The sequence below is a fragment of the Deinococcus grandis genome (assembly GCF_001485435.1).
GTDB classification, from domain to species: Bacteria; Deinococcota; Deinococci; order Deinococcales; family Deinococcaceae; genus Deinococcus; species Deinococcus grandis.
Window position 1 is genome coordinate 24,069 of record NZ_BCMS01000001.1, and the last position, 23,432, is coordinate 47,500.

Here is a 23,432-nt window from a genome sequence, read left to right on the forward strand (position 1 = left end):
GACCGCACCCCCCGTTTCAGGCATCCTGGGGGGCGACCGGCCTCATCCCGCTGTCCCCTGACTCCTCACCCGGCCGCTTCTGGAGGCTTCATGAACCGCATTCCCTTCGCGCAGCAGGTACCGCACGAGATACGCCGATCAGGGCGGACGCTGCTGTTCTGGCACGTGTTTCCGCTGCTGTGGCTGGCGTTCCTGTTCTACCCGGTGCGGGCGTTTCTGGACGCGCCGCACGGGCCGGGCGCGGCGGCGCTGTTCTGGGGCCTGAACACCGTGTTCGTGGGGGTGTTCCTGCGCAGCTTCTGGGGCCGCCCCGACCCGCGCTGGAGCGTGGGCGGCTGGGCGCTGAGCGTCGTGACGTACGCGCTGCTGCTGCCGCTCGCGCCGGGCGGGGCGAGCGCGTACCTGATCTACGGCGGCAGCATGATCGGCTTCCAGGCCAGTACGGGGCTGGCGGCGTGGCTGGCGATCCTGAACGTCGCGCTGATGCTGCTGCCCTTCTGGAACGGCACGTACGCGCCGGGGGACCTGGCGTGGCTGGCCCCGAACATGCTGTTCACGCTGGTGGCCGCGTACGGCAACCACGCCTCCTACCGGCGGCGCGTGGCGGACGCGCAACTGGCCGCCGCGCATGCCGAGCAGGAGCGGCTGGCGGCCGAGGCTGAGCGGGAGCGGATCGCGCGGGACCTGCACGACCTGCTGGGCCACACCCTGAGCGTGATCGTGCTGAAAAGCGAGCTGGCCGGGAAGCTCGCCGGGCGCGACCCGGCGCGGGCCGCCGAGGAGATCCGCGAGGTGGAGCGCATCAGCCGCGAGGCGCTGGGCGAGGTACGCGCCGCCGTGAGCGGCTACCGCGGCAGCGGCCTCAGTGCCGAACTGGCCCGCGCCAAGGTGGCGCTGGACGCCGCCGGGGTGCGCCTGACGGTGGGCAGCGCCCTGTGCGCCCTGCCGCCCGCGACCGAGGCGGCCGCCGCGATGCTGCTGCGTGAGGCGGTCACGAACGTGGTCCGGCACGCCCGCGCCCGCACGGTGGACGTGACGCTGACCCCGCACGGGCGCGGCTGGCAGCTGACCGTCCGCGACGACGGCGTGGGCGGCCTGGGCCCCGAGGGGAGCGGCCTGACCGGCATGCGCGAGCGGCTGCGGGCCATCGGCGGGACGCTGGCGCGCGACGGGCGGGGCGGCACCACCCTGACCGCCACGCTGCCCGGCGAGGACGAGCGCGCGGCCCGTCCGGTCCCGGCCGGGGCGCGGGGGCGCGCGTGATCCGCGTGCTGCTGGCCGAGGACCAGGCGCTGGTGCGCGGCGCCCTGTCCGCACTGCTGTCGCTGGAGGGGGACCTGGACGTGGTGGGGGCCGCCGCCGACGGCGAGGCCGCCTGGGCGGGCGTGCTGAGCCTGCGGCCGGACGTGCTCGTCACGGACATCGAGATGCCGCGCCTGAGCGGGCTGGACCTCGCGGCGCGGGTGGCGCGCGACGCGCCGGGCACGCGGGTGGTGATCGTCACGACGTTCGCGCGCGGCGGGTACCTGCGCCGCGCGCTGGACGTGGGCGCGCGCGGGTACCTCCTCAAGGACGCCCCGGCCGCCGAACTGGCCGCCGCGATCCGGCAGGTGCACGCCGGGGGCCGCGCCGTGGACCCGCAGCTGGCCGCGGAAGCCTGGGGAGAGCGTGATCCGCTGACCGAGCGGGAACGGCAGGTGCTGCGCGAGGCCGAGGGGGGGGCGAGCACCGCCGCGATTGCCGCCGCGCTGGGCCTGTCGGAGGGCACGGTGCGCAACTACCTGTCCGAGGCGATCGGAAAGCTGGGCGCCGAGACCCGCGTGGAGGCAGCCCGCGCCGCCCGGGAGAAGGGCTGGCTGTGACGCGGGGGCCCGATCACGGGTTGATCATGGGTGGCCGCGCATGCTGCGGGCGTCACCACCCCCCCGGGCCGCGAGTGCGCGCCTGAACATCCCGGTGGTTCCCAGGAGTTCCCCATGCGCCGATCCAGTCCCGTCCGTCCCGTTCACGCGCTGCTGCTGACTGCCCTGCTCGCGCCCAGTGCCGCGCCCGCCGCCGCGCAGGGTGCGTTCCCGCTGCCCGTGCGGGCCCCCACCGTGGTGCCGCGTCCCCTGCCCGTACCGGTGCCGGGCCTGGGGCTGCGGCCCCTGCTCGTGCCGGGCACGCAGCCGCTGAAGAAGAGCAGCGTCACGAAGGACTCGTACGCCGCGGCTGGCAGCGCGGGGCCGCTGGTGTGTTCGCGCGAGACCTTCAACGTGGCGACGGCCCCCATCGAGTACGCCACGTACAACCTCGACGGCGACAAGATGTGGGTGGGGTCGCTCGTGGACGCCAGCACCCTCCAGAACGGCCTGGGGTCCCTGAGGGCCGTCAACGTGCCCGAATCCCGCCGCGCGCCGTACCGGGTCACGACGGCGCTGCCCATCGCGAACGGCAGCGCGACCATCCAGCCGAACCTCAGCGCGTACAACGGCGCCCTGGCCGGCATCCGGCAGGCACTGAGCGGCACGCCGTACGGGTCGAGCACCCGCTACGAGGTGACCGAGCAGAGCACCGCCGAGACGAGCGCCCTGAACCTAGGGCTGAACGCCCGCTACCTGACCGGCAAGGTGTCCATGAACCTGTCGAGCGCCAGCAGCAGCCTGAACAACACGGTCACGGCGGCGTTCGTGCAGAACGCCTTCACCGTGAACGCCGACCTGGGGGGCCGCCCGGCGCGCGACGCGTTCCTGCTGAACCCCACGCCCGAGGACCTGACGGCCGTCAGCGGCGCGGCGTACATCGACAGCCTCACTTACGGCCGCCTGCTGATGGTCACCATGACGAGCAATTACAGCAGTCAGGAGATGAAACTGGCCCTGCAGGCCGCGTACGAGGGCGTCGCGTACGGCGCGAGCGGCAGCCTGAACGTGGACGTGAAGAAGGTCATCCAGGGCAGCTCGTTCAAGGTGTACGCCAGCGGCGGCGACGAGCAGGCGGTCGTGGACCTGATCCGCACGCAGAAACTCGGCTCGTACTTCCAGCGGCCCGCGACGCCCACCACGCTCGTCCCGATCAGCTACACCGCCCGCGACGTGGACAGCGGCCTGTACGCGGCGTTCAACACGACCGGCCGGTACGCCGCGACGGTGTGCAACCCCGCCAGCGTGAAGGTCAGCATGCGGATGTACTACCAGTCCATCGAACCCCAGGACAGCAAGTACGACGACATCTACGGCAGCCTCAGCTGGGACGGGCAGGCCCTGTGGAACGTGGGCTCCGGCAGCCACTTCGACCTGTACAAGGGCCAGACCTTCACCGTGACCGCCCAGCCCCTCCCGCTGACCCTGAACTACGACGAGCCGCGCAGCGCCCGCATCAGCGGCAGCGTCATGGACTACGACAAGACCAGCGCGAATGACGTGGTGGGGAACTTCAACGACCTGATCGACCTGAACGCCGTCGCCGCCGAGTTCCGCGCCGACCCGGGCCGCACCACCGTCCGCCGCGAGATCCGGCGGCGCGGGGAATCCGACGCGGACGGCATCCTGATCATCGAATTCAGCCGCCTGAACTGACCCGCCCCCGCCGGACGGCCCCACCCGCACCCGCGCGGCAGGGCCGGTTCTGCAAGCCGCCCTGAAGTCCGCGCGCACCATTACGCGCCGGTGCATCCGGTAGCGTGTGGGCCATGAGCCCCGAGACCGTGAAGTTGGCCGTCGTGCAGATGCACGTCACCGATCAGATGGAAGACAACGTCAGCCGCGCCATCGCCCACGTGCGTGACGCGGCCGCGCAGGGCGCGCAGGTGATCCTGCTGCCCGAACTGTTCGAGAACCTGTACTTCTGCCAGGTGGAACGCGAGGAGTACTTCGATCTCGCCCACTCGCTGGACGGGCACCCGTTCGTGGGCCGCTTTCAGGAGCTGGCGCGCGAACTGGGTGTGGTGCTGCCCCTGTCGTACTTCGAGAAGGCCGGGCAGGCGCACTACAACAGCCTCGTGTGCATCGACGCGGACGGCACGCTGCTGGGCAACTACCGCAAGACGCACATCCCCGACGGGCCCGGCTACGAGGAGAAGTACTACTTCAACCCCGGCGACACCGGCTTCCGGGTGTGGGACACCCGCTTCGGGCGCGTGGGCGTGGGCATCTGCTGGGACCAGTGGTACCCCGAAACGGCCCGCGTGATGATGCTGCAGGGCGCGGATTTCCTGCTGTACCCCACCGCGATCGGCAGCGAACCCGCCGAGGTCGAGACGCCCAACAGCCATCACATGTGGCAGCGGGCCATGATCGGGCACGCCGTCAGCAACAGCACGTACGTGGCCGCCGCGAACCGTATCGGCACCGAACGGGTCGGGGACCTGGAGCAGACGTACTACGGGCACACGTTCATCAGCGACTACACCGGCGAGATGGTCGCGGAATTCGGCGACACCGAGGAAGGCCCCCTCCTGCACACCCTGAACCTGCGTGAAGCCCGCAAGTTCCGCGCGGGCATGGGCTTCTTCCGCGACCGCCGCCCCGAACTGTATGGCCCCCTCCTGACGACCGACGGCGTCACCCGGCGCGGGTAAGGGGGTTGTGGGAAGTGGGTTGTGGGCTGTGAGAACATCCCTACAACCCACTGCCTACTTCCCACACCCTCAATCTGCCGGGGCGAGATTCAGGCGGTACAGGTACGCGTCGGGACCGCCGCGCGCGCCGTAGTGGTTCAGCAGCGCCTGCAGGTCGCGTTGCAGGGCCTTGGCGTCCTCGCGGGTCAGGTGGAGGGTGCCCCAGTTGGCGGTCAGGGCCGGGGCGTCGTCGCGCAGCAGGTCCAGCAGGTCGAAGCTCCCGGCGCGGGGGGTGATGTCCATGCGGGTGCCGCCGGGCGTGGTGTACAGCCGCACGGCGATGTCCTCCTCGCGCTGCACGAGCGGCAGGCCCGCCTGCACGACCGCGCGGTGGAAGACCGCATTGAAGGTGTCCTCGTGCAGGCCGATCAGGTCCTCCAGGCTGCCCAGCGTGGTGCGGTGATAGGGGATCAGGAACGCGTCGGACACCGCGCGGTAGTGCTGCACGGGGCGGCCCCGGCGGGGCTCGGCGCGCGTGACGGCCAGCCCGGCGTCCCGCAACCGCGTGAGGCGGTGATGCGTGGCGTTCAGCGGGCGGTGCAGGTGCCGGGCGAGCCCCGCGGCGGTCCACTCGCGGGTCATCAGCAGACCCAGCAGGTGCGCGTAGTCGGGATTCAGGACGAGCCGGGTGGCATGCGGGTCGTCCAGGCGCATCCAGGTTCGCGGCATGCGCGCAGCGTACCGCGCCCGCGCCACCTCTACTCGACGTTTTCTCTTGCAGGTCGAGGAGAGCCGTGAGCACCCTGAAGCATGACCAGCCCCCTGGCAGCCCTCAGCCCCGAGCAGCAGCGTGTGCAGGCGACCGTGCAGGCTCTGTGGCACCCGGACATCGCCCGCGACCCGTACCCGGCGTACGAGGCCGTCCGCGCACTCGACCCCCTGGGCGTGGTCAGCCCGGCCGGGTGGGGCGCGGCGTTCGCCACGTCGCACGCCCTGAACAGCGCGGTGCTGCGCTCCCCGGCGGCGCGCAGCGGGGCGCTCATCTCACAGGTCCCGGCCGACACGGCCAGCATCCGGCTGCTGCAACCCATGATGCTGTTCCACAACGGCCCGTCGCACGCGCGGCTGCGGGGCCTGGTGCAGGCCGCGTTCACGCCGCGCGTCGTGGCCGAGCAGCGCGACCTGATCCGCGCGCAGGTGCACGCCCTGCTGGACGCCCTGCCCACGGACCGGGAGGTGGATCTGGTGGCCGGGCTGGCCGCGCCGCTGCCCGCGCGCGTGATCATGCACATGCTGGGCCTGCGCGGCGAGGACGAGGCGAAATTCATCCGCTGGACCCAGAGCGTCGCCGACCTGCTCGCCGGGGAGACGAGCAGCCCCGAACTGATGGCCCGCCTGGAAGCGGACGCCACCGAGATGCGCGCGTACTTCCGCACGCTGGCGGACGACCTGCGCGCCCACCCGCAGCCGGGCCTCCTGAGCGCCCTGGCCGCCGCTGAGGACGGCGGGGAACGCCTCAGCAGCGACGAACTCCTCGCGAACGCCGTCCTGCTGCTCGCGGCGGGGCACGAGACGACCAGCAACCTGATCCCCGGCGCGCTGCTCGAACTGCACCGCCAGCCGGACGCCTGGGCGGCGCTGGTCGCCCGCCCGGACCACCCGAACGTCCCCGACGAACTCCTGCGCGTCGTGTCCCCCGTGCAGCTCGACGGGCGCACCCTGGAAGGCACCGTCACGCTCCCCACGAGCGGAGGCCAGACGGTCACGCTGAGCGCGGGCACACACGTGCAGACCATGCTCGCCGCCGCGAATCGCGACCCCGACGTCTTCCCCCACCCCGACCGCATCGACTGGGACCGCCCGAACAGCGCCCGGCACCTCGCGTTCGCGGCGGGCGCGCACTACTGCCTGGGCGCGCCCCTCGCCCGCCTGGAAATCGCGGAGGTCTTCGCGGCCCTCGCCACCCGCTTCCCCGCCCTGCGCGTCACCGACCCGCAGCCCCCGTTCAAGGCGAACCTCGTCCTGCGCGGCCCGAAAGAACTGCGCGTGCAGCTGGGCTGACGCGGTCCCTTACAGCGGCGCGAGGAACGCCCGCAGTTCCCGCAGGACCAGCCGGGGCTCATCAAAGTGCGGGTAGTGCCCGCTCCCGGCCGCCACCACGTGACGGCTGCGGGTGGAGGCGGCGGCCAGTTCCGCCTGCAGGGCCGCCCACCCGCGCGTGAATGCCCCGGCCTGCGTGGGCGTGAACGGGTCACGCTCGTCGAGGGTGAGGTACTCCGGGAGGAACGGCTGCCCGCGCGAGACGACCAGCAGCGGCAGCTCCGCCAGGGCCCCCACCACCTCGCGTTCCCCGGTGAACACCTGTGCGAAGTCCCAGCGTTCCGGGTGTCCCTCGCGGATCTCCTGCTCCAGTTCACGTTGCGCCGCCCGCTGGCCCGGCGTGCGGACCGCGTCCAGCCGCCGCGCCTGAGCGGGGTGGGAACTGTCGAGCAGGACCAGTCCCGCCACCCGCGCCGGGTCGCGCCGCGCGAACTCGAACGCGACGAGCCCGCCCAGCGAGTGCCCCAGCAGCACGACCGGGCCGGACGCGCAGGTGCCGAGCACCGCCTCCAGTTCCGCCACGGCGTCGTCCAGACCCCGGGGGCCAGCCGGAGGCGCGCTGCTGCCCTGCCCCGCCCGGTCATAGGCGAGCACGCCGGTCAGGTCGTTCACGCCCGGCCCCAGGAAGACGGGCTCGCGCATCATGCCGGCCAGGTGGGGATCGTCCTGCGCCGTGAACCACGAGGAGGCGGGGACGCCCATACCGCTCAGGAGCACCAGCGTGGGCCGCCCGGCAGCGCGCGTCGCCAGGGCGTGCGTCTGCACCGCTCCGGTCGGCGTGGAGATCACGTGGGTTCGGGTCATGCGGCGCAGCGTACCCCCCACGGCTCGGGACTGAGCCATCCGGCGGATGTTCCCCTGACGGCGTGTCCGTACGCTGGGGCATGACGGACGCAGGGAACGGCAGCGGTCAGGGCGGCGCGCACGCGGGTGTCAGCATGTACTACGCGCAGGACCGCGAGCATGACCGCCTGACGCGCGGGCTGGGCCTGATCGAGTTCACCCGGACCCTGGAACTGCTGAGCCTGCTGCTCCCCCCCTGCCCCGCCGTGATCGCGGACATCGGCGCGGGGACCGGCGTGTATGCGCGGGAACTGCTGACTGCCGGGTACGAGGTGCACGCGCTGGACGCCACGCCGGGGCACGTGGCGCGCCTGCGGGTGGACCCCACCCTGGACCGCCTGAGGTCCGTGACGCTGGGGGACGCCCGCACGCTGCCCTACGCGGACGGCAGTGTGGACGCGGCGCTGCTGCTGGGGCCGCTGTACCACCTGACCGACCCGCGCGACCGGGCCCGCGCGCTGGCGGAAGCGGCGCGCGTCCTGCGGCCCGGCGGGGTGGTGCTGGCCGCCGCGATCACCCGCGCCGCCGACATCGCCGGGGACTTCACGAAAGACGAGGACGCGCTGGACGAGGCGTACGCCCGGCCCATCCGCGAGCACACCTACCGCACCGGCGTGCACCGCAACCCCGAACAGCGGCGCGGGCACTTCACGGACGCGTACTTCCACCACCCCCACGAACTGGAAGGCGAACTGAGCGGCGCGGGCTTCCGGGACGTGAGCGTGTACGCCGTCGAGGGCCCGGCCGCGCTGCTGCGCGACCCGGACGCCGCCATGCGCGACCCGCAGCGGCGCGAGGGCATCCTGCGCGCCCTGCGCCTGACTGAACGCGACCCGGCGCTGCTGGGCATCAGCCCGCACCTGCTGGCGGCGGGTGTCAGGAGAGGCTGACCGGTTCGATCCAGAACACGCCACCCAGCCCGGTGCGGGACGCGAGGTGCATGGTGCTGCCGTCCACGTGCAGTCGCGCGGGCAGCTCCGGGCCGGGCGCGTAGGCGCTGAGCAGCCCGTAGTGCTGTTCGCGGGCGCTGAATTCGAAGCCGATGACGGGCAGCCCCGCGCTGAACAGGCGGTCCAGGTGCGCGGTCAGGGGGTCGCGCAGGTGCAGGCCCCAGCGTCCACGGGCGCGCAGGGGCAGGTTCCGGTCGTTCAGGGAGGTGTTCAGGCCGCTCAGCCACGCCCACGGCCAGGTGGCGCGCGGTCCCTGCGGGAGCGGCAGGCGGAACGCGCCCTGCGCGGCGGCGAGCTGCTCAGCCAGGGCGTCCCGGTCGGGCAGGGGCACGCCCAGGGGCGCGGCGTGGTGGCGCAGCAGGCACGCGGCACTCAGGGCGCCGCAGCCGACCAGTCCGCCGCGCCACACGGCCTGATTCCCGTCCCGCTGCGGGAGGGGACCGGGGAACGCGCGCCAGTCGGGGGGCATGGGGTCAGGGTAGCGGGTGGGCAGGCCAGTTGGCGCAGGTGAAGTCTTGAGGCTCGTGTCATACGGACTCCGGTTGAAAGGTTTGCAAAATCTTTCAACCCGAGCGGAGCGAGCAGGAGCGAAACGGGTTCCGGGCGTGGAGTTGGCAACCCGGTGTGGTTCCGGGTTGTGAACGAAACAGACGGAATCCGTGTCACGCTGGGCGGATGACCACCGAACCGCTGAAGCCGCATTCCCGGGAGTGGTACGCGCGTCTGGCGCGGGAGCTGGGCGGGTACCGTCACCCGTGGGCGCGGGTGCTGGAAGGCCCGGACCCGGAGTTGACCTTCGACGCGCTGCTCATGGAACGGCTGGGGCCGGGTGTGCGGGTGCCAGCGGTCAGGGTACTGGAGGCCGGGTGCGGGCACGGACCGGACGCGGCGCGATTCGCGTCAAGGGTGGGGCGCTGGGCGGCGTTCGACGCGGTGCCGGAACTGGTGGCGCAGGCCCGCGGGAACGCCCCGCACGCGGACGTTCACGAGTGGACCGCGAAGGGCGAGGTGCCCTCCGGACTGCGTGGTCCGTTCGACCTGATCGTGTCGCGCCGGGGGCCGACGTCGGTGATCCTGCGCCTGCCGGAACTCGCGGCGCCGGGCGCGGAGTTCCTGTACGTCGGGCCGCGCCTGGACGTCCCGCAGGTACCCGATCGGCTGGCGGCGGTGGGCTGGGAGGTGCGGGGCGAGTGGCGGGTCAGCGTGCGGGCGCGCGTGCCCACGCGGCAGGACTGGGTGACGCGCTGCGAGTGGATGACCGAGCCGGAGCGGGTGCCCGAATGGGACGCGCACGCCGGGCCGGACGGCCTCCCCTACCGCGAGGAACGCTACGTGGTGCTGGCCTCAAAGCGGTCATAGCGCGCCCCAGTGAAGGACAGCCCGTGCGCGGGGACGTTCGCGCCCGCCTGGGACCGCTGCCGCGAGTGCAGGATCTCGGCGGCCTGATCGGGACTCAGGCGGCCCTGTCCGGCCAGCAGCAGGGTGCCGACCAGTCCGCGCACCATGTGCCGCAGGAAGCTCTCGCCGTGCACGTGGATCTCCCAGATCAAGGGGCCGGGCTGCACGCACAGCACTCGCAGTTCGCGCACCGTCTGGCGGTCCTCCTGCGTGGCGAACGCGGCGAAGTCGTGCGTGCCGGTCAGCGCGGCGGCGGCGGCGTTCATGGCGGCCGCGTCCAGCGGGTGGGGGACGTGCAGGGCGCGCCCGTGCCACAGCGGGTGCCGTTGCGGGTGGGCCAGCAGGCGGTACACGTACTGCCGTTCGGTGCAGGAGAAGCGCGCGTGGAACCCGGCGGGTGCCTCGGCGGCGTGCAGGACGGCCACCGTGGGGGGCAGGTGAGCGTTCAGCGCGCGGGCGAGTTTCGCGGTGGGCACCCGGAAGGTGTCGGGGACGTCCACGTGGGCGGGCATGGCCTCGGCGTGCACCCCGGCGTCGGTGCGGCCTGCCGCGACCGGGCGGAACGCCGCCGCGCCCAGCGCCGCGAACGCGGCGTGGAGGGTGTCCTGCACGCTCGGCACGCCCGGCTGGGACTGCCACCCGGCGAAGGGCGCGCCGTCCCACGCGGCGGTCAGGTGGAGGCGGCGGTGCCCGGCGGGCGGCTGGTAGTCCGGTCGCGGGTCGGCAGGCTCGGTCATGCCCCCACAGGGTAGCGCAGGCTTTCTCACGGCCCGGGCGGGGGCGGGCGGGTATGCTGCGCGGCAATGGGCGTGCGGATGCGGGGCGGGGCGAGCTGGGGCCGGGCGGCGCTGCTGGGCGCGGTGCTGACGGCAGGACTGACGGGCGTGGCGGGCGCCGGGTCGTACCGCGTGAAGGCCGGGGACACCCTGAGCGGGATCGCCGTGCGGACGGGGGTCAGCGTGGCGGCCCTGCGGGCCGCGAATCCACGCCTGAAGTCCTCGGACGCCGTGCAGGCCGGGTGGGTGCTGACGGTCCCCACCTCCTCTGCCCCCCGTGCCGCTGCTGCGCCCGTGAAGGCCGGGACGTACACCGTGCGGGCCGGGGACACCCTGAGCGGGATCGCCGTGCGGACGGGGGTCAGCGTGGCGAGCCTGCGGGCCGCGAATCCACGCCTGAAGACCGCGGACGCCGTGCAGGCCGGGTGGGTGCTGACGGTGCCCATCTCCTCCGCCCCGCGGGCCGCTGCGCCCGTGAAGGCGGGCACGTACACCGTCCGGGACGGCGAGAACCTCACGGTGATCGCGCGCCGTTTCGGGCTGAGCGTCACGCAGCTCGTGAACGCCAACCCGCAGTACCGGGGCGGGAAGGCCATGTGGGCCGGGGCGAAACTGATCATTCCGCCGCGCACCGCGACGGCCTCGCGCGCGGTGACCGTCCGGGTGACCGGCAGCCGACCGGGCCGCTGGGCGTGGCCGCTGCCCGGCTACCACGCGATCAGCAGCGATTACGGCGAGCGCGTGCTGGACGAGGGTCCCGAGATGCACTACGGGGTGGATATCGTCGCGCCGCACGGCACGCCGGTCCGCGCGGCGCGTTCGGGCCGGGTGCTGGAATCCCGCGCGGACTTCGAGCGGGGCTGGGGCTGGACGGTCGTGCTGGAACACCCGGACGGCTGGATCACCCGGTACGCGCACCTGAGCGCCACGCTCGTGAAACCCGGGGAGCTGGTCGTGCAGGGGCAGCCGGTCGGGCGGGTGGGGAACACGGGCCGCAGCACGGGCACGCACCTGCACTTCGGCACGTACCTCCGCTGGGATCCGCGCGACCCGCTGAGCCTGTACTGATGCCCGGGCAGACCTGATGCAGGTGCAGTACGCCGAGGGGAAGGGGGAGGCGGCCCGCGCGGCCCTGCACGCCTTCCTGAACGCCCTGCCCGAGTACCCGGGATTCCTGGGGGCGGAGCTGCTTCTCTCCCCCGCCCAGCTGGAGTTGACGCTGGTGGCGAGCCGCTGGGCGGACGAGGTGCCGCCCGTGCCGCTGCCCGACGGCGTGCGCGCCTGGGTGTTCCAGGTGCAGGCGAGCCGGTAGCGGACGTGCCGTCCCGTTCGTTCGAGCTGAGTGTGGACCTGCCCGTGCCGGGGGCGGAGGTGCTGGCGTTCCTGCTGGATCTGCGGCGGCATGTGGGGCTGCACGCGCTGATGGTGTCGGCGCAGCCGGTGGGGTCGGGCGTGGACGGGCGGGGCCGCCCGTGGACGGACTGGGTGGTCACGGACACGCTGCCGCTGGGGCCGTGGCGCGTGCCGCTGCGGTATCCGGCGCGCCTGACGGCAGGGAACGGGAAGGTGTGGTCGGAGGTGCGCGCGGCGCTGGGCACGCGCCTGACCGTGCACTGGCAGGTGGCGGACCGGCCGGGCGGCGGGTCGCGGTTGACCGAGGTGACGACCGTGACCGCGCCCCGGGTGACGCTGGGGTTCGCGGTGGGGCAGGCGCGCGCGGCGCACGAGGCGACGTTCGCGCGCCTGCCGGGCGTCCTGGCCGCGCCGTGATTACAGGCCGGGCAGCGCCGCTTCCAGGTCGGTCATCAGGTCGCGGGCGGTCAGGTCGATGCGGACGGGCGTGACGCTGATCAGGCCGGCCTCGACGGCGCCGTAGTCGGTGGCGGGGTCGTGCGCGTCGGGGGCGGTGCTCGTGCCGGACACCCAGTGGTACTCGCGGCCTTCGGGGTCGTGGCGGGTGATCAGGCGGTCCTCCCAGCGGTGCTCGCCGACGCGGGTGACGCGCACGCCCGTGGGGGTGTGGGCGGGGAAGTTGACGTTCAGCAGCGTGCGTGGGGGCAGGCCGCGTGCCAGGACGGTCCGGGCGAGGCGGGCGGCGTACGCGGCGCCGGGCGCGAAGTCGTACTCCCCGGCGGGCGTGGCGCGCTGACTGAAGGCGATGGCGGGCACGCCGAAGCTCATACCTTCGATGGCGGCGGCGACGGTGCCGCTGTGGGTCAGGTCGTCGCCGAGGTTCGGGCCGAGGTTGATGCCGCTGACGACCAGGTCGGGCTTCCCGGTCAGGTGGAGGCCCAGCACGACGCAGTCGGCGGGCGTGCCGTCCACGCGGTAGGCGGGGATGTCGCCGAAGCCCGCGCTGGCGGTGTGCTTGAAGCGCAGTGGGCGGCGGATGGTGATGCCGTGCCCGACGGCGCTCTGCTCCACGTCGGGGGCGCTGACGATCACGTCCGCGAAGGTGCTCATGGCCTGCGCGAGGGCCTTGATGCCGGGGCTGAAGATGCCGTCGTCGTTCGCGACGAGCACGCGGGGGCGCTGCGGAGTCATGCGGGTCAGGGTAGCGCGCACCCGGTCAGGGGGATGTGTCGCGCGGGTGGTCCGGTGTGGGCGTACCCTGGTGTATGGGTCACCTGCGGGTGTGGGCGCTGATCGGGCTGGGGTCGCTGGCGGTGGCGGGGGATTTCCCGGCCCTGACGCATGTGCAGCAGGTGCGCGCCGCGGATGGGCGGCCGGTGACGGTGCAGCGCGTGGCGTGTCTCGCGCCGGACCGGCCGGAACTCGCGGCGGCGCTGACGCTGGAGGAGGCGGGGCCGCTGCGGTGGCAGGTCACGCAGCTCGCCACGAACGAGGCGGGCGCGGCGGTGCTGGAGGCCGGGCGCACGCTGCCGCAGATCGCGCCGCACTACCGGCGGTACGTGGCGCAGGGACAGCCGGTGGGCCGCGTGACGTTCGCGGCGCTGCTGGGCACCTGGAAGCTGTTCGGGTTGAAGTTCAGCTGGGAGAACGTCACGTACCGCTGCGCGCTGTCCTGATACGGATTCCGTCTGTTTCGTTCACAGATCGGAAGATCACCGATCTGCCAACTCCACGTCCGGAATCCGCTTCACTCCTTCTCGCGTCCGCTCGGGTTGAAAGATTGTGCAAACCTTTCAACCGGAGTCCGTATGACCCGGCCACGGGAGGTTCGGGGCGTGGCCGGGCGGGTACCCGCCGGTGGCGGGGGCGCTAGCATGTGGGCATGACGCTGCACCCGGACCTGAAGTTCCCGACCGCGCACGAACTGGATACCCTGAGCCCGGAGGAACTGGCGGGGCGCATGAACGCCCTGTCCGGCACGCTGGGCGCGCGGCTGGGCATCGAGTTCACGGCCGTGTCCCGCGACCGGGTCGTCGCGCGCATGCCGGTGGACGGCAACCGGCAGCCCGCGGGGCGGCTGCATGGCGGGGCGAACCTGGCGCTGGCGGAGGAACTGGCCAGTGTGGGCTCGTGGATGAACCTGGACCCGGCGCGGCAGGTGGCGGTGGGCGTGGACCTGAGCGGCACGCACGTGCGCGGCGTGACGGACGGCTGGGTGACGGGCGAGGGGACGCTGGCGTACCGGGGCCGGACGGTGCTCGTCTGGAGTATCGAGATTCGCGACGGGCGGGGCCGCGTGACGAGCATGGCGCGCTGCACCTGCAACGTGATCGCCACCGGCGCCTGACAGCAGAATTCAGAGGGATTGAAGGTCTTTCTCAATCCCGATGAATCGAGCGGAGCGAGCACCTGAGAAGGACAGCGGTTGGAGGTGGAGTTGAGGGGCGTGCCTTTGGCCCCTCAATGAAACTGGAAACCGCTGTGAGCGCGCACGGGAAGGGCCCCCGGAGAGCAACGCCGGGGGCCCTTCTCGTGTGTGGGGGTCAGCGGTTCAGGGCGCGGCTGAAGCTCTGCGCGGCGCGCAGGCGCATGTCCTCGATGGCCGTCCAGTCGGGCAGGCGGCGCGTGAGGACCTCGTCGGTCAGCTGCGCGGCGTCCAGGCGGGTGGGGTGGGCGGGGGCGCCCGCGTCGTCGCAGAAGCCCTGCACCTTGGGGTCGTACGCGACGCCGCTGAAGGGCGTGCTGCTGGCGGCGGCCAGGATCACGGCGTGCAGGCGCACCCCGATCACGTACCCGCTCTGCGCGATGGCGTCCAGGGCGACCTGCGGGTCGCGGGTGCTGAGCACCTCGTCCGCGCCGAGGCTGTGGGCGGCCTGATCGTCGTGGTCGGGCATGAAGCTCAGGGCGGTGACGTGGCGCTCCTCGGCGCGCAGGCGGCGCACGACGTCCTTCAGGGCCTCGGTGGCGTCGATCACGTCGCCGCGTGGCGCGACGATCACGCGGCGGGGGTCGCGGGTCAGGCCGGGCGTGGGGGCCAGCAGCAGGGCGGGGTCACCGCCCAGTTCGGCGCGGATGCCCAGGGCTTCCAGCGTGTCGAGGCTGCCGCGGTCACGCACGATGACCGGCACGCCCCGCAGGGCGCGGGCGACGCGGCGGCCGCCCTCGGGGGTCAGGGGGCCGATGCTCTGGTTGAACACGACCACGCGGCGGCGCAGCAGTTTCGCCAGGCGGATGACACCCAGGTAGTACGTGAGGTTGCGGGCGCTGGTCCGGTCCTGCAGCAGCCCGCCCCCGCCGGACAGCACGACCTGCGAGCGCAGCAGCGCGCCGAGGAGTGCGGCGGGCTGCATGCGGGCCTCGCTGTCGCAGTCGTAGGTGCGGGCGGTGTCCTCGGGGGTGTTGGAGAGCAGCAGGGGCGCCGCGCCGTACTTGCGCAGTTCGCGGGTGATGGCCAGCGCGATGGCCTCGTCGCCGGTGTTGCCGAAGCCGTAGTAGCCGCTGACGGTGACCTTCATGCCTGCACCTCGGCGGGGGCCTTGCCGTGCGTGCGCCACAGGTGCAGCGCGGCGCGCACGACCTGAATGGCGATCAGACCGGCGATGAGTCCCACGCCCAGGCCCAGGAAGCAGCGCTGGGCGCTGATCAGCAGCGGCGTGTGGAAGTGGCTGAAGGTGTTCAGGATGCTGGACTGCCCGACGACGCCGCCCAGGATCAGCAGCGCGCCGAAGTACCCGGGGAGGACGCCGCTCAGGCCCACGAGGCCCAGGGGGTGCCCGGCCATCTCCTTGAAGCGGGGGCGGACCAGGGTGTCCTGCAGGTCCTGGCGGATCTTCGCCTCGGTGTCGCTGACGCTGGCGCCGGTGGCGTTGCCGCGGCGCAGGAACACCAGCGCGAACACCCCGGCGGCGATGACCATGATCAGGATGTCGCCCAGCTTGATCGGGGCGTTGTAGACGTCCTGGATGGTCTTGCGCAGGTCCTGGCGGGGCAGGAAGCTCGCGGCGACCAGCAGCAGCGGGAGCAGCAGGGTCAGGCCCACGCCGCGGAAGGGGTCCAGGCCCAGCACGCTGTCCTTCGTGGCGCCCAGCGCGGAGACGAACAGCACGCCGGTCAGGCTCAGGCCGGTGGCGACGAACCAGTCGCTGACGCGGGCGCGGCGCAGCACGAGGCCCAGCGCGGGAAAGGTCACGGCGGCGATCAGGGCCACCCCGGCGTAGGGGTCGAACCTGTTCATGACCAGGGCCAGGGCGCCGCTCGCGGCGGCGATCAGCAGGCCCAGGCGCACCAGGGGGTAGCTCAGGCCCAGCAGCAGCAGCGCCGCGACGGGCCCGATCAGGCTCAGGGTGCGCAGCAGGGTGTTCTCGCGGAAGGGTTCGATGACGGGCTGCGTGACCGTCACGCCGGATTTCCTGAGCAGGTCGCTCGTGCGGCTCAGCAGGTCGCTGGTCTCGTTGATCGTCGGGTAGGGGCGGACATACAGCAGGCGCATGCTGCGTTCACGCGCGGCGAGGTTGTACTTGCTGGCCAGCGTGATGGGGTCCAGCCGCTGCTGCCAGGCGGGGTTCACGCTGAAGGTGCGCACCGCGCCGTGCGTGGCGATCAGGGTGTCCAGGCCGCGCTGCGGGGTGGCCTCGATCAGGGCGGGCACGCGGTCGCCCAGGCGCTCGTTGATCTTCGCCAGGAGTTCGGGGGTGCGCGCGCCGATGACTTCCTCGCCGTTGAAGATCACGAAGGGCACGTCGGGCCAGTCCGCGCCGGGCTCGCGCACGGCGTCGTCCGCGTAGGGGCGGTACACGAGCATGAAGCCGCGCGCCTTCAGGGTCCCGATCAGGGCCTCGTCCGGCCCGACCGGCAGGAAGGTGGGGTCGGTGGGCCACTCGGTCCAGGTCTGCCCGTCCACCTGCACGGTGCGGGTGGGGATGGTGTAGCGCGCCGGGAGGGCCTCGGCCACGCCGGGTTTCAGGGAGCGCAGGTAGAAGTTGCGGGGACTGACGGCGGCGTCGCCGGTCTCGGCGCGCAGGTCGGCGCCGCTTTTCAGGTACACCTCGCCGCGCTGCGCGAGGTTCCCGATGACGTCCTCGTAGATGCCGACGCCGTTGATCCCCTGGCGCTGGTACTCGGCCAGGAGGTCCAGCGGGTCACGGCCGAAGCGGCGGGCCTGCGTGACGACCGCCGGGTAGTCCATGACGAGCGCGGCCGTCTTCTGCGCCTGCTCGTGCTGGACGCGCTGAACGGCGAGGATCAGCGCGGGAATGGCGCTCAGGAGGATCAGGCCCAGCAGCAGCGGCGTCAGGCGGTGCCGGGAGGCGGGCGGGACGGTCAGGCCCGGCCCGGTGGGCGGGGCAGGCGGGGTGGGGTGGGCGGGCTGGGTCACAGGGCACATCCTAAGGTCAGGGTCTGGTCGCGCGGGCGCGGCTGCCGCTCAGCGTGACGCGCGGCCGGGGTGGGCGTCATCCCCCGAAAGTGCGCCCCGCCGCTGGCGGGCAGCGGGGGGCGCAGGAGGGGCGGGTCAGATGGTGGTGCGGATGCGCGCGGCGAGCATGTCCAGCGCGGGTTCGTTCATGCCGCCGTGCGGGATGATCACGTCCGCGTAGCGTTTGGTGGGTTCCACGAAGCTCAGGTGCATGGGGCGCACGTACTCCAGGTACTGCTCGATGACGCTCTCGGGCGTGCGGCCGCGTTCCTGCGTGTCGCGCAGCAGGCGGCGGATGAAGCGCACGTCCGCGTCGGCGTCCACGAAGACCTTCAGGTGCATCCGCTCGCGCAGCGCCTCGTCGTACAGCGCGAAGAAGCCCTCCAGGACCACGACCGGGGCGGGCAGCACGGTGGTGGTGTGCGGGGCGCGGGTGTGGCGCGTGAAGTCGTACTCGGGCATGTCGATGGGCACGCCCGAGAGCAGCGCGTCGATGTGCTCCCGCAGCAGCGTCCAGTCGAACGCGGCCGGGTGGTCGTAGTTCGTCTTCAGGCGAGCCTCGAAGGGGATGTCGTCCTGGTTGCGGTAGTAGTTGTCCTGGTTCAGGACCGCCACGCCGCCCTGCCCGACGGTGTCCACGACGCGGCGGGTGACGGTGGTCTTGCCGCTGCCGGAGCCGCCGGCCACGCCGATCACGAAGGGAAGACTCATGCCTGCCTCCAGGTGCCGGCCCCGCCGAGGCTGCCGATCAGGGCGATGCGCCGCTCGGCCATCTTCCGCGCGACGACGTGGGGGGCCTTGCCGTACTGCTCGGCGGCGGCCGTGATGCGCCCGACGGTCTGGTAGACGCGTTCGGCCGCCTGGTTCATGTCGAGGTCGGTCGCGGCGGCGATCAGGCCCGCCGAGTTGATCGCGAAGTCCGGCATGTACACGATGCCCGCTTCCTTCACGGCGTCCTCGCCGCGGCGGGTCAGGGGGTGGTGTTCGCCGCCCGCGATCAGGCGGCACTGCAGGCGGGGGACGTCCACGCTGCGGATCGAGTGCCCGTACCCGCACGGGGCGAGGATGTCGCAGGGCACGTCGAGGATCTGGTCGCAGCCCACGACGGTCACCCCGTCGAGGTCCTCGGCGAGCGCCTCGGCGCGTTCCGGGCGGTCGTCGGCGACCGTCAGGCGGGCGCCCTCGCGGTGCAGGTGCGCGGCCAGGGCGCGCCCCACGGCGCCGACGCCCAGGATGGCGACGCGCACGCCACGCATGCTTTCGCTGCCCAGCGCGAAGCGCGCGGCGGCCTTCATGCCGCGGTACACGCCGTACCCGGTGACGGCGCTGGTGTCGGTGTGCATGCCCAGCGTGGAGCGGGTCTCCTGCGCCACGAAGGCGATGTCGGCGGGGCTCACGCCGATGTCCTCGGTGAGGACCACGCGGGCCTCCATGGGCCGCACCTGCCGCCCCAGCGCGCGGAACAGCGCCTCTCTGGCGTGCGGGTCGTCCATGCCACACTCGGGGGTCATCAGGACGCAGGCGCCCCCGCCGTAGTTCAGGCCGGCCAGCGCGGCTTTCAGGGTCAGGCTCTCGGACAGGGCCAGCGCGCCGCGGATGGCGAGTTCCTCGTCCTGTTCGCGCAGGCGCACGCCGGCAATGGCGGGGCCCAGCACGGTGGAATGCACGGCCAGGGCGGCGCGCAGGCCGCTGGGCGCGTGATGAAGCAGCGTCAGGGCCTCGTGGCCGCGCGACTGCATCTCCTCAAGTATCTGCATATCACTCCTGTTGTGGCGCCCGGGGCGGCGGGCGCCTCCTGTGCGCCTCCCTGCTCCCGGGCGCGGGTCGCCCCGCAGCGTAGCACCCGCCGCGCGGGGCAGGTGCCCCCCCTGAAAGAACGCTGTCAGACGCGCCGCGGCAGGCTGAAGCATGCCTGCATGCGCGTGGTTGCGTTCGCATGCCTCCTGCCGGGCCCGGCAGTGGGGAAAAACCCGCGTCACACCATCAGGAAGTCGCTTACAATGTGGCGCACAAAGGGGGAAATGAATGGATCGGATTGCTCCGCTCGCCAAGATTCTGGCAGAAGCGAACGGGATTGACTGGCAGAAAATGCAGGGTTCGGGCGCCGGGGGTCAGATTGTCGAACAGGACATCCTGAACTACCTGTCGCGCGTCATGAGCGGTGAGGAAGATCCGCCCGACACGCCCGTCGATCTGCCCCCGCCCGACTGGAACGGCGAGGAAGTCCCCACGGCCGACATGCTGGGCCGCGCGGGCATGAGCGCGGACATGCTCAGCCGCGCCGGGGTGGACACCGACCTGACCGCGTTCGTGGAGCAGACCCGCGCGGCGGCGCCCGCCCAGGCCGAAGTGAGCAGCAGCGAGAGCCCCAGCAGCGAGAGTCTCGAGGAGGACGCGCTGGAGTTCGAACTGGAGGACGAGGAACCCGCCCACGTGGCCCCCGTCCACACGCCCGAGGTGGCCGCGCCTGCCTTCAGCATGCCCGCCCCCGAGGTGACGCCCGCCCCGAGCTTCGAGGCGCCCGCGCCCCTCATGGCCGAGATGCCCGAGCCCGAACCGGTCGAGCCAGAGCCCGTTGCGGCGGCCGAACAGCCGGTCGCGGCGTCGGTCCAGCCCGAGATGCCGGCCGCGGCGGTGGCCGCTCCGGCGGCGGCCGGTGGCCTGGCCGCCGGTCTGGGCAGCCTGCTCTCGCGCCTGTACCAGAAGCCGGCCGACGCGCCCGCCCCGGCGCCCGAGCCCGAGCCCACCCCCACCCCGGCCACTCCTGCCCCGGTCAACCAGGCGCCCGCCACGCCCGACATGCCCGAGGTGGAGGCGCCCGCCGCCGCCTGGACGGATGGCCGTCAGGCTGCCGACGCGGCCTGGGCGCAGCCGGCCGACGAGGCCACTGAACCCGCCCTGCCCACCGGGACGCCCGCCGAAGCGCCGGTCGCCGAGCCCGAACCGGTCGCCGCGCAGGCCCAGGAGAGCGCAGAGGAGCGCGCCGAGGACACGAGCGCTGAAGATACGAGCACTGAAGATACGGGCACGGACGATATGGGCACCGGGACGCCGGACGTGGCGGCCGCAGCTGTCGAGGCCGAACCGGAAGCGGCTGAACCCCTCACCGCTGACCCCGTTGCCGCGGAACTCCCTGCCGCCGAACCGGTCTCTGCCGAACCCGTTGCATCCGAACCTGTTGTGGCCGAACCCGAGCCGGTCGCGGCCCAGGCGGACGTCACGGCACCGCAGGACACGCAGCCCGAGGTCGAGACGCCTGCCGTCAGCGAGCCCGAGGTCGCTCCTGTGGCCGCGGTAGCGGCGCCCGCAGCGGCGATGCCGTCAAACGGCGTGTGGTTCGGCGCGTACCTGCGCCGCGACGCGGACGTGGCGGCCCTGCATGACCTGCGTGGTCAGGTGACGGCGGCGCTCTCGCGTGACCTGCCGCTGGCGCTGCTGGTGGCGCGCGCGGCGCAGCGTCACGCGGACACCCTGGGGCTGGGCAGCGTGGCGGTCCACGCCGACGGCGGCGCCCTGGCCGCGGGCAGTGGCAGCCTGCGCGACGCGCTGGACGCCGGGGCGTTCACCGGCACGCCGGACCTGCTGGTGGTGGACGCCGGGGCGATGGATCTGGACGACCTGCACTTCCCGCACACGACGACGCTCAGCGTGGGTCGCGTGCAGGAGGGCCGCGCGGCCCTGACGCTGAACGGCGACGTGGACGCGGCGCGCGCGGCGCAGTTCCTGGCGCAGGTGGCCGGGACGCTGGAACAGCCGATCCTGCTGGTGCTGTAACCCTCGCGCTGTCGGCCGCGCCCCTCCCACCACGGGAAGGGGCGCGGCCTTTCTGTTGTGCCGCAGCGGGCGCGCGGCGCACAATGGCGGGCATGGTGACAGCGATCGTGATGGTGCAGGCCGAGCGGCAGCGCGTGCAGGAGACGGCCGAGGCGCTGGCGGGCGTCCCGAGTGTCCGCGAGGTGTACTCGGTGACGGGCGAGTGGGACATCGTGGCGATCCTGAAACTGACGCGCTACGAGGATCTGGACGACGTGGTGACCGGGCACCTGCGCAAGGTCGAGGGCATCACGCGCACGCAGACGATGCTGGCGTTCCGCACGTACAACGACTCGCTGCTGGACCAGGGGTTCGGGGTGGGGCTGGACGAGTCGCAGCAGCGCTGAGGGGCGCCCCCGGGCTGGTTTAAGAAACCTTTACGCCCTGCCGGTGCGGGGCGGTTTTGTGACCTGCCCCACCGGGGGGCCAGGGGCGGGCGGGTACGTTGCACCCATGAGACATCGTCAACTGAATCGCGTGGCCCTGCTGGGCGCGGCCCTCCTGACGGCGGGTGCGCTGGGTTCGGCGTCCGCGAAGGCCATCGTGGTGGGCAGCAAGCTCGACCCCGAGGCGCAGATCCTGGGGCAGATGATCGTCCTGACCCTGCGGAACGCCGGGCTGGACGTGACCGACAAGACGAACCTGGGTGATACCGGCGTGAACCGCAAGGCGATCCTGGCCGGCGAGATCGACGTGTACCCCGAGTACACCGGGAACGCCGTGTACCTCTTCCCCAAGGCGAAGATCAGCGCCAAGCAGGCCGGGAACCCCGGCACGATCTACGGCCTGGCGCGGCAGCTCGACAGCAAGAACGGCGTGACGTGGCTCAGGCCCGCGAACGTGAACAACACCTGGGTGATCGCGGTGCCGCAGGCGCTGGCCCAGAGCGCCAAGCTGAGTAGCGTCGCGGACCTCGCCAGGTACGTCAATGGCGGCGGGAAGCTGAAGATGGCGGGCAGCCCGGAGTTCTTCAACCGCCCGGACACCATGCCCGCCTTCGAGGAGACGTACGGCTTCAAGCTGAAGGCCGAGCAGAAGCTGGTGCTGGCCGGGGCGACGCCGCCCCAGACGCAGCAGGCGGCGGCCAGCGGCACGAACGGCGTGAACGCCGCCATGGCCTACGGCACCGACGGCACGCTGGCGGCCCTGAAGCTGGTCGCGCTGAAGGATCCCAAGGGCGCGCAGGCGGTGTACCAGCCCGCGCCGATCATCCGCACGGCGACCCTGAAGGCGAACCCTCAGGTCGAGGCCATCCTGAACAAGACGTTCGCCACGCTCAGCCAGAGCACCCTGCAGGGCCTGAACGCTAAGGTGGCGCTGGAGGGCCGCACGGCGCAGGACGTGGCGCGCGAGTACCTGAAGGGCAAGGGGCTGATCAAGTGATGCGGCCGCCGCGCTGGGCCCGGTGGTGAGGACGGCGCGGCGTGACGGCGGGGCAGGGGCGCAGGCTCCTGCCCCTGCTGCTGCGCGGCGGGACGTGCGGCTGGTGCTGTGGCTGGCGGCCCTGCCGATGCTGGCGGGGGCGTGGCTGCCGTGGGTGCTGCTGCGCCCGAACCGACTGGCGCCCGGGGAATACCTGCGGCTGCCGCCCGCGTGGGTGGCGCTGGCGGCCGTGCTGGCGCTGCTGCCTGCACTGACGGGTCAGGTGCGGCGCGGGCTGGTGTGGCTGCCCGCCACGCTGGCGCTGCTGCTGGGCGTGTGGCTGCTGGGCGGGCGCACGGCCGCGGCGCTGACCGATCAGGCGGACTTCGCGCGGGCGAGTGCGGCCAGCGGCGTGTGGCTGTACCTGCTGGGGGCGGGCGTGGCGACCTACGCGGCGGGGCTGGCCCTGCCGGAGCGCCGCTGGGTGGCGTGGCTGTGGCTGCCGCCCGCGCTGGCGCTGCTGCTGGGCGGGCACCTGGCGGACTGGTCGGTGCTCGTCGAGGGCCGGAGCGAGGGGCCGCGCTGGGTGCAGGAGCTGGCGCAGCACCTGCGGCTGGTGGGGAGCGCGCTGGGCCTGTCGGTGCTGATCGGGGTGCCGCTGGCGGTGTGGGCGGCGGGTCACGCGCGGGTCGCGGACGCCGTGCTGGGCGTGGCGAACGCCGTGCAGACCCTGCCCAGCCTCGCCCTGCTGGGCCTGCTGATCGCGCCGCTGTCGGCCCTGGCGAACGCCGTGCCTGCCCTGCGCGAGGCCGGGGTCAGCGGGATCGGCGTGGCCCCGGCCCTGACCGCCATGACGCTGTACGCGCTGCTGCCGGTGCTGCGTAACG

Annotated in this window: 25 protein-coding genes (1 of these 25 only partly in view); 16 read left to right on the plus strand and 9 right to left on the minus strand. The window is 72.9% G+C overall.

Annotated elements, in window-relative coordinates:
• Positions 1-90: 90 nt before the first annotated feature.
• The 4 genes from DEIGR_RS00145 (at position 91) to aguB (ending at position 4,558) form a co-directional block, all read left to right on the plus strand.
• A complete protein-coding gene (locus DEIGR_RS00145) occupies positions 91-1,263 on the plus strand; it encodes a sensor histidine kinase (RefSeq protein ID WP_083523862.1) in 1,173 nt (390 codons plus the stop codon).
• The gene (locus DEIGR_RS00150; protein ID WP_058974267.1) at positions 1,260-1,862 is read left to right on the plus strand and encodes a response regulator transcription factor; all 603 of its coding nucleotides are present in this window, start codon (positions 1,260-1,262) and stop codon (positions 1,860-1,862) included. Before DEIGR_RS00145 ends, DEIGR_RS00150 begins: the two co-directional genes overlap by 4 nt.
• Before the next feature lie 114 nt (positions 1,863-1,976).
• Positions 1,977-3,557 (plus strand): thiol-activated cytolysin family protein, encoded by a 1,581-nt coding sequence (locus DEIGR_RS00155; protein ID WP_058974268.1) that lies wholly within the window; start codon positions 1,977-1,979, stop codon positions 3,555-3,557.
• A 113-nt stretch (positions 3,558-3,670) separates the two neighbouring features.
• Complete coding sequence (gene aguB / locus DEIGR_RS00160) at positions 3,671-4,558, plus strand: N-carbamoylputrescine amidase (RefSeq protein ID WP_058974269.1); 888 nt, start codon at positions 3,671-3,673, stop codon at positions 4,556-4,558.
• 69 nt (positions 4,559-4,627) lie between these two features.
• Here aguB and DEIGR_RS00165 read toward each other — a convergent pair whose 3' ends face one another.
• Positions 4,628-5,266, minus strand: coding sequence for a helix-turn-helix domain-containing protein (locus DEIGR_RS00165; protein ID WP_058974270.1), 639 nt, complete (start codon positions 5,264-5,266; stop codon positions 4,628-4,630).
• An 81-nt stretch (positions 5,267-5,347) separates the two neighbouring features.
• On the opposite strand from DEIGR_RS00165, the gene DEIGR_RS00170 reads away from it, so the two are divergent.
• Positions 5,348-6,598, plus strand: coding sequence for a cytochrome P450 (locus DEIGR_RS00170; protein ID WP_058974271.1), 1,251 nt, complete (start codon positions 5,348-5,350; stop codon positions 6,596-6,598).
• 9 nt (positions 6,599-6,607) lie between these two features.
• On the opposite strand, the gene DEIGR_RS00175 is transcribed toward DEIGR_RS00170, so the two are convergent.
• A complete protein-coding gene (locus DEIGR_RS00175) occupies positions 6,608-7,441 on the minus strand; it encodes an alpha/beta fold hydrolase (protein WP_058974272.1) in 834 nt (277 codons plus the stop codon).
• Between the two features lie 80 nt (positions 7,442-7,521).
• On the opposite strand from DEIGR_RS00175, the gene DEIGR_RS00180 reads away from it, so the two are divergent.
• The gene (locus DEIGR_RS00180; protein WP_058974273.1) at positions 7,522-8,370 is read left to right on the plus strand and encodes a class I SAM-dependent methyltransferase; all 849 of its coding nucleotides are present in this window, start codon (positions 7,522-7,524) and stop codon (positions 8,368-8,370) included.
• Here DEIGR_RS00180 and DEIGR_RS00185 read toward each other — a convergent pair.
• The gene (locus tag DEIGR_RS00185; RefSeq protein ID WP_058974274.1) at positions 8,357-8,899 is read right to left on the minus strand and encodes a hypothetical protein; all 543 of its coding nucleotides are present in this window, start codon (positions 8,897-8,899) and stop codon (positions 8,357-8,359) included. The genes DEIGR_RS00180 and DEIGR_RS00185 overlap by 14 nt on opposite strands.
• A 206-nt stretch (positions 8,900-9,105) precedes the next feature.
• Here DEIGR_RS00185 and DEIGR_RS00190 point away from each other — a divergent pair, with 206 nt between their 5' ends.
• Complete coding sequence (locus DEIGR_RS00190) at positions 9,106-9,789, plus strand: class I SAM-dependent methyltransferase (protein ID WP_058974275.1); 684 nt, start codon at positions 9,106-9,108, stop codon at positions 9,787-9,789.
• Here the strand turns inward: DEIGR_RS00190 and truA are convergent.
• Positions 9,759-10,565 (minus strand): tRNA pseudouridine(38-40) synthase TruA, encoded by an 807-nt coding sequence (truA, locus tag DEIGR_RS00195; protein ID WP_058974276.1) that lies wholly within the window; start codon positions 10,563-10,565, stop codon positions 9,759-9,761. The two genes, DEIGR_RS00190 and truA, sit on opposite strands and share 31 nt — an antisense overlap.
• Before the next feature lie 66 nt (positions 10,566-10,631).
• On the opposite strand from truA, the gene DEIGR_RS00200 reads away from it, so the two are divergent.
• The 3 genes from DEIGR_RS00200 to DEIGR_RS00210 are packed head-to-tail and all read left to right on the plus strand — an operon-like array spanning position 10,632 to position 12,374.
• A complete protein-coding gene (locus tag DEIGR_RS00200) occupies positions 10,632-11,672 on the plus strand; it encodes a LysM peptidoglycan-binding domain-containing protein (protein ID WP_083523864.1) in 1,041 nt (346 codons plus the stop codon).
• 16 nt (positions 11,673-11,688) lie between these two features.
• Positions 11,689-11,916 carry an antibiotic biosynthesis monooxygenase gene (locus DEIGR_RS00205; protein WP_058974277.1) on the plus strand — a complete coding sequence of 76 codons (228 nt, stop codon included), beginning with the start codon at positions 11,689-11,691 and terminating at the stop codon, positions 11,914-11,916.
• Between the two features lie 5 nt (positions 11,917-11,921).
• Positions 11,922-12,374, plus strand: coding sequence for an SRPBCC family protein (locus DEIGR_RS00210; RefSeq protein WP_153013567.1), 453 nt, complete (start codon positions 11,922-11,924; stop codon positions 12,372-12,374).
• Here DEIGR_RS00210 and surE read toward each other — a convergent pair whose 3' ends face one another.
• The gene (gene surE / locus DEIGR_RS00215; protein ID WP_058974279.1) at positions 12,375-13,148 is read right to left on the minus strand and encodes a 5'/3'-nucleotidase SurE; all 774 of its coding nucleotides are present in this window, start codon (positions 13,146-13,148) and stop codon (positions 12,375-12,377) included.
• A 74-nt stretch (positions 13,149-13,222) separates the two neighbouring features.
• Here surE and DEIGR_RS00220 point away from each other — a divergent pair, with 74 nt between their 5' ends.
• Together DEIGR_RS00220 and DEIGR_RS00225 are read left to right on the plus strand one after the other, a co-directional pair.
• Positions 13,223-13,633: a hypothetical protein gene (locus DEIGR_RS00220; RefSeq protein WP_058974280.1), complete on the plus strand. Its 411-nt coding sequence runs from the start codon at positions 13,223-13,225 to the stop codon at positions 13,631-13,633.
• Between the two features lie 206 nt (positions 13,634-13,839).
• Positions 13,840-14,304: a PaaI family thioesterase gene (locus DEIGR_RS00225; RefSeq protein WP_058974281.1), complete on the plus strand. Its 465-nt coding sequence runs from the start codon at positions 13,840-13,842 to the stop codon at positions 14,302-14,304.
• Positions 14,305-14,500: 196 nt separating this feature from the next.
• Here the strand turns inward: DEIGR_RS00225 and csaB are convergent, their stop codons facing one another.
• The 4 genes from csaB to DEIGR_RS00245 form a co-directional block, all read right to left on the minus strand.
• A complete protein-coding gene (csaB, locus tag DEIGR_RS00230; RefSeq protein WP_058974282.1) occupies positions 14,501-15,472 on the minus strand; it encodes a polysaccharide pyruvyl transferase CsaB in 972 nt (323 codons plus the stop codon).
• On the minus strand, positions 15,469-17,340 hold the full coding sequence (locus DEIGR_RS00235) for a DUF5693 family protein (RefSeq protein ID WP_407638296.1): 1,872 nt from the start codon (positions 17,338-17,340) through the stop codon (positions 15,469-15,471). The genes csaB and DEIGR_RS00235 overlap by 4 nt, the downstream gene beginning before the upstream one ends.
• A 126-nt stretch (positions 17,341-17,466) precedes the next feature.
• Positions 17,467-18,081, minus strand: coding sequence for a uridine kinase (gene udk / locus DEIGR_RS00240; RefSeq protein WP_058974283.1), 615 nt, complete (start codon positions 18,079-18,081; stop codon positions 17,467-17,469).
• Positions 18,078-19,127, minus strand: a complete 1,050-nt coding sequence (locus tag DEIGR_RS00245) for a Glu/Leu/Phe/Val dehydrogenase family protein (RefSeq protein ID WP_058974284.1) — start codon at positions 19,125-19,127, stop codon at positions 18,078-18,080. Before DEIGR_RS00245 ends, udk begins: the two co-directional genes overlap by 4 nt.
• 268 nt (positions 19,128-19,395) lie before the next feature.
• Between DEIGR_RS00245 and DEIGR_RS00250 the strand changes: the two genes are divergently transcribed.
• The 4 genes from DEIGR_RS00250 to DEIGR_RS00265 all read left to right on the plus strand — a co-directional run.
• Positions 19,396-21,144, plus strand: a complete 1,749-nt coding sequence (locus DEIGR_RS00250) for an E3 binding domain-containing protein (RefSeq protein ID WP_058974285.1) — start codon at positions 19,396-19,398, stop codon at positions 21,142-21,144.
• 92 nt (positions 21,145-21,236) lie between these two features.
• Positions 21,237-21,530 (plus strand): Lrp/AsnC family transcriptional regulator, encoded by a 294-nt coding sequence (locus tag DEIGR_RS00255; protein WP_046843758.1) that lies wholly within the window; start codon positions 21,237-21,239, stop codon positions 21,528-21,530.
• Positions 21,531-21,636: 106 nt separating this feature from the next.
• Complete coding sequence (locus tag DEIGR_RS00260) at positions 21,637-22,566, plus strand: ABC transporter substrate-binding protein (RefSeq protein ID WP_083523865.1); 930 nt, start codon at positions 21,637-21,639, stop codon at positions 22,564-22,566.
• Positions 22,567-22,660: 94 nt separating this feature from the next.
• Positions 22,661-23,432: the 5' portion of an ABC transporter permease gene (locus DEIGR_RS00265; protein WP_236704609.1), read on the plus strand. Its footprint extends 344 nt past the window's final position; only the first 772 of its 1,116 coding nucleotides appear in the window; the start codon lies at positions 22,661-22,663; its stop codon lies beyond the right edge, outside the window.